General features: G+C 42.9%; 11 protein-coding genes and 1 riboswitch. Of the genes, 10 read left to right on the top strand and 1 reads right to left on the bottom strand.

Annotated elements, in window-relative coordinates; translation table 11 throughout:
- Positions 1-19 precede the first annotated feature (19 nt).
- The 8 genes from C5695_RS19240 (at position 20) to C5695_RS19205 (ending at position 8,251) form a co-directional block, all read left to right on the top strand.
- On the top strand, positions 20-1,402 hold the full coding sequence (locus C5695_RS19240) for a copper amine oxidase (protein ID WP_117732575.1): 1,383 nt from the start codon (positions 20-22) through the stop codon (positions 1,400-1,402).
- Positions 1,403-1,471: 69 nt separating this feature from the next.
- Entirely contained in the window at positions 1,472-2,086 is a 615-nt protein-coding gene (locus tag C5695_RS19235; RefSeq protein WP_117732573.1) for a class F sortase, read from the top strand.
- A 237-nt stretch (positions 2,087-2,323) separates the two neighbouring features.
- Positions 2,324-4,267 carry a BglG family transcription antiterminator gene (locus C5695_RS19230; protein ID WP_117732571.1) on the top strand — a complete coding sequence of 648 codons (1,944 nt, stop codon included), beginning with the start codon at positions 2,324-2,326 and terminating at the stop codon, positions 4,265-4,267.
- A gap of 122 nt (positions 4,268-4,389) precedes the next feature.
- Positions 4,390-4,695, top strand: a complete 306-nt coding sequence (locus tag C5695_RS19225) for a PTS sugar transporter subunit IIB (RefSeq protein WP_117732569.1) — start codon at positions 4,390-4,392, stop codon at positions 4,693-4,695.
- 14 nt (positions 4,696-4,709) lie between these two features.
- The gene (gene celB / locus C5695_RS19220) at positions 4,710-6,059 is read left to right on the top strand and encodes a PTS cellobiose transporter subunit IIC (protein WP_117732567.1); all 1,350 of its coding nucleotides are present in this window, start codon (positions 4,710-4,712) and stop codon (positions 6,057-6,059) included.
- A gap of 26 nt (positions 6,060-6,085) precedes the next feature.
- Entirely contained in the window at positions 6,086-6,412 is a 327-nt protein-coding gene (locus C5695_RS19215) for a PTS lactose/cellobiose transporter subunit IIA (RefSeq protein WP_003215078.1), read from the top strand.
- Positions 6,409-7,737 (top strand): 6-phospho-beta-glucosidase, encoded by a 1,329-nt coding sequence (locus C5695_RS19210; protein ID WP_117732565.1) that lies wholly within the window; start codon positions 6,409-6,411, stop codon positions 7,735-7,737. The genes C5695_RS19215 and C5695_RS19210 overlap by 4 nt, the downstream gene beginning before the upstream one ends.
- Positions 7,738-7,852: 115 nt before the next feature.
- Complete coding sequence (locus tag C5695_RS19205; protein WP_117732563.1) at positions 7,853-8,251, top strand: hypothetical protein; 399 nt, start codon at positions 7,853-7,855, stop codon at positions 8,249-8,251.
- Positions 8,252-8,453: 202 nt separating this feature from the next.
- On the opposite strand, the gene C5695_RS19200 is transcribed toward C5695_RS19205, so the two are convergent.
- Positions 8,454-9,545 (bottom strand): branched-chain amino acid aminotransferase, encoded by a 1,092-nt coding sequence (locus C5695_RS19200; protein ID WP_117732561.1) that lies wholly within the window; start codon positions 9,543-9,545, stop codon positions 8,454-8,456.
- A gap of 367 nt (positions 9,546-9,912) precedes the next feature.
- On the opposite strand from C5695_RS19200, the gene C5695_RS19195 reads away from it, so the two are divergent.
- Both C5695_RS19195 and C5695_RS19190 read left to right on the top strand, forming a co-directional pair.
- Entirely contained in the window at positions 9,913-11,340 is a 1,428-nt protein-coding gene (locus C5695_RS19195) for a DUF1565 domain-containing protein (protein WP_117732559.1), read from the top strand.
- A gap of 116 nt (positions 11,341-11,456) precedes the next feature.
- A riboswitch (SAM riboswitch) is annotated at positions 11,457-11,566 on the top strand.
- A 170-nt stretch (positions 11,567-11,736) separates the two neighbouring features.
- Positions 11,737-12,855, top strand: a complete 1,119-nt coding sequence (locus tag C5695_RS19190) for a sugar ABC transporter substrate-binding protein (protein WP_117732557.1) — start codon at positions 11,737-11,739, stop codon at positions 12,853-12,855.
- The last annotated feature ends 6 nt before the right edge of the window (positions 12,856-12,861 follow it).

The following is a 12,861-nucleotide window of genomic DNA, read 5'->3' as shown; positions in this document are numbered from 1 at the left end:
AAAGAGGAGGCAATAACAGATGAACATGAAAAAAGCGATTTTAACCATCCCGCTTAGCGCAGCATTACTATTTCCGGCAGCTCATAGCGCAAGTGCCCACGAAGGACATATGCATGGAGGGGCAAAGAAGATGTCTTCATCACAACAGGTGTCAAATAAAGCGACCGATCTTCGAGCAGCACTAGACCAGCTGTTTTCAGAGCATGCCTATTTAGCAGTCATCACGATGCAAAAGGGAATTGACGGCAGTAAAGATTTCGATCAGGCAGCGTCAGCGTTGAATGACAACACGAATGACTTATCAGGTGCCATCGCCTCTGTGTACGGAAAAAAAGCAGGGAAACAATTTAAAGACATTTGGTCCAGCCATATCGGCTATTTTGTTGATTATGTACAAGCAACGGCAAAGAAAGATGAAGCAGGTAAAAAGAAAGCGGTCAAGCAGCTAGACCAATATCGCATGAAACAAGCCGATATGCTCGATCAAGCAACAGACGGCAGATTGAAAGCAAGTGAGCTTGAAGAAGGCTTGAAGATGCATGTGAATGAACTACTAAAAGCGTTTGACAGTTACACTGAAAAGGATTTCGATACGACCTATGAAACTGTTAGAAAGTCCATTCATCATATGTTTGAAGTAGGTAAAGGCGTATCATGGGCGATCACAGATCAATTTCCTGGGAAATTTGATCACAAATCAGTCGATACTCCAGCCGCAGATCTTCGTGAAGATTTAAACTACTTGTTCTCAGAACATTTGGCACTTGCGGTCGTTGCTATGCAAAAAGGAAATGATGGCAGCAAGGATTTTAATCAAGCAGCGGCAGCTTTAAACGAAAACACAAATGATTTATCTGATGCAATTGCCTCTGTGTATGGTAAGGATGCAGGAAAACAATTCAAAGACATTTGGTCAAGCCATATCGGTTACTTAGTTGATTATGTCAAAGCCGATGCATCTGGAGACAAAGAAGCGAAAGAGAAAGCGATGAAAAACTTAGATGCGTATCGTATGAAGCAAGCGAAATTTCTAGATCAAGCGACAGATGGACGTTTGAAGGCGGCGGATTTAGAAGCTGGCTTAAAAATGCATATTGATGAGCTGATTAACACATATACGTCTTACCATAATGGTGACTATGATCAGCTTTATCCAACAGTGAGAGAGGCATACGGCCATATGTTCATGGTCGGTCAAGATGTCGCAACAGCGATTGTTGATCAGCATCCTGAAATGTTCAAATCCAACATGCCTAACGAAATGCCGAAAACAGGTATGGGAGGCACAGCCGGTCCTTTAGGTATGTCATATGAAGCATTTGCGGGATTAATCGCAAGCTTGATCCTAGCCGGAGGTGCAATGGGCGCGTTCTTCCTTATTCGCCGAAAGACATCAAATTAAGTTCATATAAAAACAAAAGGGGACGTGCACAATCGTGCCGTTCCTTTCTTTAAAAGGAGGCAGACTAACTTGAAAAGGTGGCTGTTTGGTCTTCTAATGCTGCTCATCATCACAGGCTGTGCAAATCAATCTATGGATGACTCGTCATCCCCTAAAACAACCTCATCACCTGAAAAAATAACAACAAATCAAGCCGCAAAACAGTCTCATGCACAAGACATGTTAAAAGAGGAACCGTCCGGTATTGTCCCGGCTGAAATTACGATTCCTGCGATTGATGTTAAAGCAAAAGTAGAGAAAACAACTTTATCAAAGGATGGCAGTATGGGCGTTCCAAAAAATGCGGACAACACAGCTTGGTTTCAAGATGGTCCAAAGCCAGGGGATAAAGGGAATGCCGTCATGAATGGTCATGTTGATAATAAATGGGGACCTTCTGTTTTTTATCGACTAAAGGAGCTGAAAAAGGGAAACAAGGTGATCGTGACGTCCTCGTCAGGGAAAAAGCGAACCTTTGAGGTAATGAAAGTGCAAAGCTATCCGCGTGAAGAAAAACCAAATGCATTTTTCGGGTACGCTTTTACACGGAATCTCAATCTAATTACGTGTACAGGGACATTTGATCATGCAGCAGGGACTCATGAAAAAAGATTGGTTGTCTTTACGCAGCTCATCTCTTCATAAAAAAGGCGTTGACACAAAGGTGTAGCGCCTTTTTTCATGTTTTCTCCCAGGGTCCTACCAAAAGACTCATAGGTCATTAGATATGGTTTGTTGTATAAATAGGGGCATTTGTCATATAAATGAGTTGGCAATTTTTATTTCTTTTCAGTAGAATATGAGTAATGAAGAGAACTGCAAGCGTATACAACCTGTCCAGACAAGGCAGATTCTCCACCCATACATAAGGAGGCCGATCTGATGCTGAGTAAAAGACTGGCGCACATTTTAAGTCAATTAATGGCAGCGAAGACCCCGCTCACAAGCGCTGCGCTTTCTGTCAGCTTACAAGTGACAAGCCGAACCATTCGTACAGACATCAAGGAACTGAACGACCGTCTTGCTCCTTATCAAGCGGCTGTAACAGCTGTTCGAGGAGCTGGCTATGAGCTGCTGATCAACGATGAGAATGCCTTTCGCCGTTTTATGAAAGAAGAGGTCGAACAGGAAGAACCGCTGGCTGTTCTGCCGGAGGAGCGTGTTCGGTTTATTTTAAAAAAGCTTCTTCTCGCAGAGTCTTATGTGAAACTTGAAGACTTACAGGAGAAGCTGTTTATTAGTAAATCGACGATGAGTAACGATATGAAATGGGTCAAACGCAAGCTTGAGCCCTTTGATCTGAAGCTGGAAGCAAAGCCGAATAAAGGCTGCCGGATCAAAGGATCGGAGATGAAAATCCGTTACTGTATGTCAGAATATTTATTCAGTGAACGCCGATCCTACCAAACAATGCTGAACACAGCAGTCACCATTTTGCCAAAACATGAATTAGAATTGATTCAGAAAACAATCATTGATTATATCAGTGAAGAAAGAATGAATCTATCAGACATTTGCATGAATAATTTAATTGTTCATGTCGCCATTGCCTGCAAACGGATTAGGCACGGAAACTATGTATCTGTCTTGCCAGAGGAAATCAATGAGATTCCACAGGCAAAGGAATATAAGGTTGCTAAAAAAATGGTGAAACGCCTTGAAGGACTGCTAAACGTTTCTTTTCCACAAGAGGAGATCGTCTATATCGCCATTCATTTATTAGGAACAGCCAAAATGGTACAGTCTTTTTCATCGAGCGGTCAAAAACAAATTGTGGACGATGACACGAGCCGCCTTGTTCAGCTTATGCTCCAAGCCATTGATCAAAAGCTGCAGCTTGATTTAGCCGGTGATGCGGAATTAATGATTGGGCTCAGTCTGCACTTAAAGCCAGCCATGACACGTTGTAAATATGGAATGAATTTAAGAAATCCGATGCTTGATGAAATAAAGGCCGGGTATCCACTTGCCTTTGAAGCAGGAATTGTCGCCAGTCGTGTCATTGAAGAAGAGATCGGTCTATGTATTCATGAGAATGAAATCGGATATATGGCACTTCATTTTGGTGCGGCTTTAGAACGGAGAAAAATGGAGATTCCACCGAAGCGATGTCTCATTGTCTGTGCATCTGGTGCAGGGAGTGCAAGGCTGCTTCAGGATCGTCTGCGGTCACAATTTGGATCAAAGCTGACCATTTTAGGAACAGCAGAGCTTTATTCGCTTCCACATGTCTCTTTACATGCTCTGGATTTGATTATTACAACGGTCCCGATACCGATGAATTTACCGATTCCCGTCATACAAGTGAACACCATTTTGGGAGGCGGCGACTTTTTAAAAATCGAAGAAGCCCTGACGAGTGAAACGAGAGTGACACTGGCCTCTCAATATATGAAAAAGGAATTGGTCTTTACAAAACGCACTTTTCAAACAAAGGAAGAGGTCATCACCTTTCTCACGAAAAAAATCATCGATATGGGTTTAGCACCAGCAGAACTTACACCTTCTGTGATGGAAAGAGAAGAGGCGGCTCCGACATCCTTCGGGCATTATACAGCCATTCCACACCCTATGACGCCGCTGACAGAAGAGACGTTTTGGGCGATATGTACATTAGAAAAACCGATCATATGGGGAGAGAAAAAGGTTCAATTTGTCTGCTTGCTTTGCGTCGAAAAAGAGAATGCCAAAGATTTAAAAGGGATGTACCGACTGCTAGGTGAGCTTGTGCATAATGTGAAATTCATTCAGCACCTCATCGCCTGTGATACATTTGAAGACATGCTCGATATCATGTATAAAAAGGCCCCTTCGTACAAGAACTAACAGTGTGATACTAACTTTTTCCGCTTCCTAAAGGAAAAAGTATAGGTGTTTATGAAAGCGGTTTCATAATATGCTGAATGTGTAAAGAAAAGCTTCACAATTTCAAAAGGGGGCGTTTACACATGAACATCTTATTGGTTTGTGCAGCAGGTATGTCAACAAGCTTACTTGTCACAAAAATGGAGAAAAGCGCAGAAGAACAAGGAAAAGACTATCGTATTTGGGCAGTATCTGGAGATTCAGCCAAAAGTCATATTGATCAAGCCGATGTGCTTTTATTAGGACCACAGGTTCGATATTTATTACCACAAATGAAAAAGCTCGGAGAAGAAAAAGGGATTCCAGTCGACGTTATTAATACCGTACATTATGGTGTATGCAACGGGGCTGAGGTTTTAAAATCTGCTGAACAGTTAGTGAACGGATAAAGGGGGCGGAAGGGATGAATGGATTCAACCGATTTCTAGAAGAGAAGGTCATGCCGTTTGCAGGGAAGATTGCCGCTCAAAGACATTTACAAGCATTGCGTGACGGAATTGTTTTAACCATGCCTCTCATTATTGTCGGTTCACTGTTTCTCATTTTAGCCAACCTTCCAATCCCAGGATACAGCGATTTTATGGCAAGTATCTTCGGAGCTGAATGGGCCACGAAACTATCCTATCCTGTGAATGCAACCTTTGACATTATGGCACTAGTTGCAACCTTCGGGATTGCCTACAGGCTAGCTGAAAAGTATGCAGTGGATGCCCTATCATCTGGTGCGATCGCTGTTGCAGCTTTCCTTTTGGCGACACCATATCAAGTTCCTTTCACACCTGAAGGCTCAACAGAAGCCATCTTAGTAGGTGGGGGAATTCCAGTCACATTGATGGGCAGTAAAGGGTTATTCGTTGCCATGATTATTGCCATGCTTTCAACTGAAATTTACCGATTCATCGTCCAGCGGAATATCGTCATTAAAATGCCTGATGGTGTACCGCCAGCAGTGAGTAAATCGTTTATCGCACTTATACCAGGTTTTGTGGTCATCACCCTAATCTGGGTCGCTAGACTTCTGATTGAGATGACACCATTTGAGAGTATTCATAATATCATCACGGTCTTAATTGGCACACCGCTTTCCATTCTTGGTGGAAGCTTAGGCGGAAGTATTGTCGCCATGGGTGTGCAAATGCTCCTCTGGGCGTGTGGTATTCACGGAGCAACCATTGTCGGTGGCGTCATGGGTCCAATTTGGCTCGGTGCGATGGATGAGAACCGTCTCGCATTTCAAGCAGGAGAAGTGCTGCCAAATATCTTCACAGCTCAGTTCTTTGAAATCTTCATCAACGTCGGCGGAAGCGGCGCAACGCTTGCCTTGGTGCTGACGATGATCTTACGTGCCAGAAGTAAACAAATGAAACAGCTTGGCCGACTTGCCATTGGGCCAGCCATCTTTAACATCAACGAACCGATCATTTTTGGAATGCCGATTGTCATGAACCCAATGCTTTTAATTCCGTTTATCCTTACACCAATCATGATGATCATCACAACCTATATCGGAATGAGCACGGGACTTGTGGCAAAACCAGCGGGGATTGCAGTCCCATGGACCATGCCGCCCATCATTTCAGGCTATCTTGCCACAGGAGGCAAAATCTCTGGTGCAGTCATGCAGCTGATTAACCTGGCATTGTCATTCGCTCTATACTATCCATTCTTTAGAATGTGGGATAAGCAGAAATTGAAAGAAGAAAGTGAGCTAGAAACAAAAGCATCAACTGATGAAAATGTCGCCAGCATGTAATAGAGGGAACAAGGGGGATGCGGCCGATGGAAATGGAACAAATTGTGTTTCAACTCATCTTACACGGTGGGAATGGCAGAAGCTCCGCGATGGAGGCCATTACGTGTGCAAAGCAAGGAAATTTTGATGAGGCGAAGCAAAAATTGCAGGAAGCACAAGACGCGTTAAATGAGGCGCATCACGCACAGACAGAGCTGATCCAAGGAGAAATCAGAGGAGAAAAGACCGACATCAGTCTCTTAATGATTCATGCGCAGGATCATCTCATGAACGCAATGACCGTCAAGGAGCTTGCGGCGGAAATCATTGAGCTCCATGAAAAAATGAAGCAACTCGGAGGTGTCAATTCATGAAAGACGGAATCAAAATTGTCACAATAGGCGGAGGATCAAGCTATACGCCTGAGCTTGTCGAAGGGTTTATCAAACGATATCATGAATTGCCTGTAAAGGAATTATGGCTTGTGGATATTGAAGCGGGTCAGGAAAAATTAAATATCGTGGGCGCTCTTGCAAAACGTATGGTCGAAAAAGCCGGTCTGCCGATTGAGGTACACCTAACTCTTGACCGCCGGGAAGCCTTGAAGGACGCAGATTTCGTGACGACACAATTTCGTGTCGGGCTGCTGGAAGCACGGGCAAAGGATGAGAGAATTCCGCTGAAATACGGTGTCATCGGTCAGGAAACGAACGGACCAGGCGGTTTATTTAAAGGACTTCGAACCATTCCAGTTATCCTAGACATCGTGAAGGATATGGAAGAGCTTTGTCCAGATGCGTGGCTTGTGAACTTTACAAATCCAGCCGGCATGGTCACAGAAGCTGTGCTGCGCTACACGAATCTAAAAAAAGTAGTCGGTCTATGCAATGTACCAATTGGGATTAAAATGGGGATTGCCAAGGCGCTTGATGTGGATGTAGAACGGATCGAGGTGCAGTTTGCAGGCCTTAATCACATGGTCTATGGATTAGACGTGTATTTAGACGGGGTCAGTATTATGGAACAAGTGCTTGATGAATTAGGAAATCCGAATAGTCAGTGGTCCATGAAGAACATTGAAGCGAAAAACTGGGAACCTTCTTTTGTAAAAGGCTTAGGGGTCATCCCATGTCCATATCATCGCTACTACTATAAAACAAAAGATATGCTGGAAGAAGAGCAAAAGGCAGCTCAAGAAAAAGGAACGAGAGCAGAGGTTGTCCAGCAGGTTGAGCATGAATTATTTGAGCTCTATAAAGATCCTGATTTATCGATTAAACCACCGCAGCTCGAAAAAAGAGGCGGGGCGTACTACAGTGATGCGGCGTGTAACTTAATCAGCTCCATCTATAATGATAAGCACGACATCCAGCCAGTCAATACAGTGAATAGAGGAGCGATTGCCAGCATTCCAGCCGAATCAGCGGTTGAAGTGAACTGCATCATTACGAAGGACGGACCAAAACCAATAGCGACGGGTGATCTGCCTGTAGCTGTGAGAGGGCTTGTTCAACAAATCAAATCATTCGAGCGTGTGGCAGCAGAAGCGGCTGTGACAGGAGATTACGAGACGGCTCTTGTGGCAATGACGATCAATCCGCTTGTTCCATCTGACGACATCGCAAAGCAAATTTTAGATGAAATGCTCGAAGCGCATCGTGAATATTTACCGCAATTCTTCAAATCAGTTAATGCATAAAAACATGGCCCCTTTAAGGGGTCGTTTTTTTTGATTGCCCCATATGGAAACTGGAGAAAGAAGTGTATGATAGAAAAAACAGCATGTATGGCTTCAAAGAAAGGACGATTTGAATATGGTTGCAATTGGTTTAATGTTTTACGGCTTTACTGTTCAACCTTTGATGAGTTATGGCACAGTGGTCTTATTTTTGTATGGTATCATTGCTTCATTTATTGGCCTTATCCGCTGTAGACAGTATGTGTGGATCTATGTTCTCCGCCTGCTCGTTTGTTTTACCATTCCAGTAACCAATCTGGTGATGTATTTCGCAACAATAGGAGGAGATGAAAGAAAGTTTGATTTCCAGCCGATGCCGCTTGTTTATCATCTTGTCCTTATCCTAGAAATCATCATCATCTTATTGCCGGAGATCTTTTTACTGATCGAAAGAAAGCGAAGCATCAAAGGGAAACAGTGGATATACGCAGGGGCGATTGTTGGGGTATCGGTCTTGTTTTGGTGCACGATTTGATGGGAAGCAGACTGGACAACTGAGTCTATTTCGCCTTTTGTTTCTGTTTCCTCTTTCGCCTGACCTTTACAAAAGTAATGGAAAGAGCAAAGATAGAAATCCCAAGAACCTTAAATAGAAACCGGGTGAGGAACGGTGAATCGTAAGGAGAGGTAAATAAACAAAAAAGAACCCTTCATAACTGAAAGGTTCTTCTACATGCTTATGCCTGCTTAACGACCGAGTCGACCTCTACTGTCCAGCCGAAGATGTCTGGCTGTGTTCCTTTTTGAATACCAGTAATGGCTTCATACAATTTCTTCGATACTTCGCCAGTTTGACCATCTTGAATGACGTATGGCTGATCGTGATAAATTAATTCCCCTACAGGAGAGATCACGGCCGCCGTTCCAGTTCCGAAGATTTCTTCAAGTTCGCCTGATTGATGTGCTTCAATTAACTCATCAATAGAAATTTTACGTTCTGTCACTGGAATGTCCCAATGTTTTAACAGCTCAAGTACAGAGTTTCGTGTGATACCTTCTAAAATGCTGCCGTTCAATTCAGGTGTCACGATTTCTCCATTGATTTTAAAGAAGATGTTCATACTGCCGACTTCTTCAATGTACTTTTTCTCGACTCCATCAAGCCAAAGAACTTGTGAAAAACCTTTCGTTTCAGCGACTTGCTGTGCCTTGAGGCTTGAAGCGTAGTTTCCAGCTGTTTTCGCATTTCCTGTCCCGCCCTTAACGGCACGAACAAATTCATTTTCAACTGCAATTTTGACCGGATGGATGCCTTCTTTATAGTAAGATCCCACTGGAGATAAGATAATCATCAGCTTATACGTGCTTGACGGTGCAACGCCTAAGTACGGTTCAGTGGAAATAATGAATGGACGGATATACAAGGAAGTGCCCTCTGCATCAGGTACCCAATCCTTGTCAATACGAATGAGTTCATTTAAGCCCTCTAAAACCGTTTCTGTATCAATTTGCGGGATACACAGGCGGTCATTGGATCTGTTGAGGCGCTCCATGTTCTTTTCCGGACGGAATAAGAGAATTTTTTGATCCTCAGAAACATAAGCCTTCAAGCCTTCAAAAACAGACTGCCCATAATGATAGACCATTGAAGCCGGGTCCATTGGAATTGGCTGATAAGGAATAATTCTTGGATCGTACCAGCCTTGATCAATGGAATAATCCATCACAAACATGTGGTCTGTGAAGGTTTTTCCGAATTGAAGTTGATCAGATTGAGGTTTTGGTTTTTTTGTTGAACTAAGTTCAACGCGGATGGGTTGTTTTGGCATCGTAAATCTCCTTGCTGTTTGTTTATTTGAAAATTCTAATAATATGAAATAATTATGATTCTATTCTATACCTTCAAAAAATATTAGCAATAGGTTTTCTAGAATTCAGACAAGAAAAATCTGTTAAAGCGCTTTCCTCTTCTCTGCCGTCAGTCTGGCTCATGTCACCCCTTTTCAAAAAGAAATAAAATCCAGATTCATTATTAACTGATTAATCTGACAATTTAAAAACGGATGGTTTTCCTGTAAGATATTCTTTCAACCATACACCTTTTGACTAGTACATTGCAAGGGGCATTATCATATTTTAATCCTCTTTTTTTTAACCGATAAAGAAAGAAGAGAAGTGAAAGGAGCAGACAACAAGATGAAACGAGCGATACCAGGCATTTTACTCATTTTATTCATGACCGTGATCAGCTTCGGTTGTCAAGCGATGACAGAGGAGGCTGGCGCCAAGCAGGGTACCTCCTATTACGTGGCGACAAACGGAAACGACAAAAACCCAGGAACGAAGCAAAAACCTTTTCGCACATTGAAGAAGGCGGCAAGTTTGGCGAAAGCCGGTACAACCATTTACATGAGAGGCGGTACATACAAAGAGAAATTGGTTGTCCGCCATTCAGGAACAAAGAAAGCACCTGTTGTCTTTCAAGCTTACGGAAAAGAAAAACCTGTCATCAGTGGCGCTGCTCTTAAAGGAAACCAAGCAGATGGCGGTCTTGTCACGATTGATCAAAAAAGCTACATCACACTCAAAGGTCTGACAGTGGGACATCTCAAGACGAATAAAGAAGACCTGACACCAGTTGGTATCTTTATTAAAGGAAGCGGAAAAGGCGTCAAACTGCTCAACAACCGAGTGTATGACATCCAGACGAAACACAAAAAAGGGAATGCGCACGGTATTGCTGTCTATGGGACAAAAGCACCTGCGGCCATTGAAGACATTGAAATCAAAGGAAATACTGTTGAAAAATTAAAACTGGGCTTCAGTGAGGCGCTTGTGTTAAATGGAAACGTGAAAAAGTTCCGTGTGACTCATAACACGGTCCGACGTGCAGATAATATAGGCATTGATTTAATTGGTTTTGAAAACGTTGCACCTTCTAAAAAGTACGATCAAGTGAGAAATGGTGTCGTATCTAGGAACAAAGTATATGAGATTACGAGTGTCGGGAATCCAGCTTACGGTAAAGACATCTCCGCTGGTGGAATTTATGTGGATGGCGGAAAGGACATTGTGATCGATCATAACATCACACATCACAATGACCTGGGGATTGAAGTGACAAGTGAGCATAAAGGAAAAATGGCTGACCGCATTCGCATCGAACACAATCAAGTGTATTTGAACCGTTATACAGGCATTTCAATTGGCGGCTATGATCAGAAGCGTGGCGGCACAACAAATACGACCATCTCACATAATATTTTGTACAAAAATGACACAGCCGGCTTAGAAGGCGGTCAATTGCTCATGCAATATCAAGCTGTGAACAATCGAATCACGAATAATATCATGACAGCTAGTGCCTCACATTACTTAATCGTGAATCTTTATGGAGTGAATCAAAAGAATACCTTCCAGAAGAACGTGTATGACGACCGAAAAGGTGCGAAAGCATCACAGTGGGTATGGCGTGGGAAATGGATGGAAGGCTACAAAACATATCGCTCGAAAAGCGGTCAAGATAAAGGATCAGCACATCTCAATCCACTATTTGTGAATGAGAAAAAATATGATTTTCGCCTGAAGAAATCATCACCTGCTAAGAAAATCATCGGAAGTTAAGCATGTATGAACCAAAAGCTTATTGTTTTAAATTTTCAAAAAAATCATTGACATTGATGTGACATCACATTAAAGTTAAGAAGACATTTCAACTAAAACAAAATTTCATAACGGATCTCTTATCAAGAGAGGCAGAGGGACTGGCCCTATGACGCCCGGCAACCGTTTCTACTATAGAAATTGGTGCTAATTCCTGCAAAGCTGTGACAGCTTTGACAGATAAGAGAGGAAGACTTCCCGATACATGTTTCATGCAACGGTGATCAAGCCTCTCTTTCTAGGAGAGGCTTTTTTTCGTCTCTTTTTCAAATGAAAGAATCGTTTACAGGCGTTTTCCCACTATTTTACCTAGTTTTCCAATGAGAAAAATATAAAACAACTTGAGGAGGAACAGCTATGAAGCGTAAGTATTTTACATCATGTCTTATTTTATTAACGGTATTGACCGTCGTATTAACGGGTTGCGGTACTGGATCAAGTGCAGGCTCAAAGGCGAATGCGGACGAAAAGGTCTCCTTTGACAATGTACCGAAGCGATTTGCAAAGGGGCAGGGAGCAAAAATTAAAGTCATCCGCAAAATCGGAGGTGACGATCATACAGCGCAATTTTTAGCAGGGACGAAAGCAGAAGGTGAAGCGCTTGGCTTTAAGGTGGATGTCTACACAGCAAACGGGGATACAGCAAAGTTCCATGATGCGATCTCTCAGGCGCTTGAAGAGAACTATGATGGCTTTATCATCTCTCATGGGGATGATGAGGCGACTGTCGCTGACGTGAAAAAGATCACAGCGAAAGGCATACCAGTAGTAGCATTTGATTCGAATCCGAAGCTGAAGGACATCAAAGGGGTCACAGTGACGTCTCAAGATGACGAACAATTAGCGAAAAAATCATTGGACGCACTCGTGTCTGATTTTAAAGGGAAAGCAAATATTGCCTATCTCTGGGTAGATGGATTTCCGCCAATGGTGAGACGTAACAAGGTGTACCAAGAAACGCTCAACCAACATAAAGGAATCAAGGAGCTTGTCCGTTTTGGCATTGCTTCCTCAGATACATCTGTTCAAACGCAAAATGCAGTGGCAGCGATGCTAAATAAATATCCAAAAGGTAAACTTGACGCGATTTTTGCCACTTGGGATGCCTTTGCCATTGGAGCGGCAAGAGCGTTAAAGGAAGCAGGGAGAACAGAAGTGAAGATTTACGGGATTGATGTATCAAATGCTGATCTTCAAGAAATGACAACGAAAGATAGTCCGTGGAAGTACACCGCAGCGGTTGATCCGAAGCTTATTGGCGCAGTTGACATGAGGATTCTTGCGAAGAAAATAGCGGGTGAGACAACTCCATCTTCCTATGACCTTGAGGCCTCTCTCATCTCGCAACAGCAGCTACAACAAGCTGGAAAAGCCCTCAATATGGTTAATCTTGCAGACGAAGTAAAGGGGTTCGGCTCATCGACTGCTTTTGAAGAAGATTGGATGAAGACCTTGAAGAAGCATTATACAAAATAAACGACG

It is taken from the genome of Bacillus pumilus (assembly GCF_003431975.1).
Lineage (GTDB): Bacteria > Bacillota > Bacilli > Bacillales > Bacillaceae > Bacillus > Bacillus pumilus_N.
The sequence above is the reverse complement of the archived record's forward strand: the minus strand, read 5'-3'. Positions and strand labels throughout refer to the sequence as shown.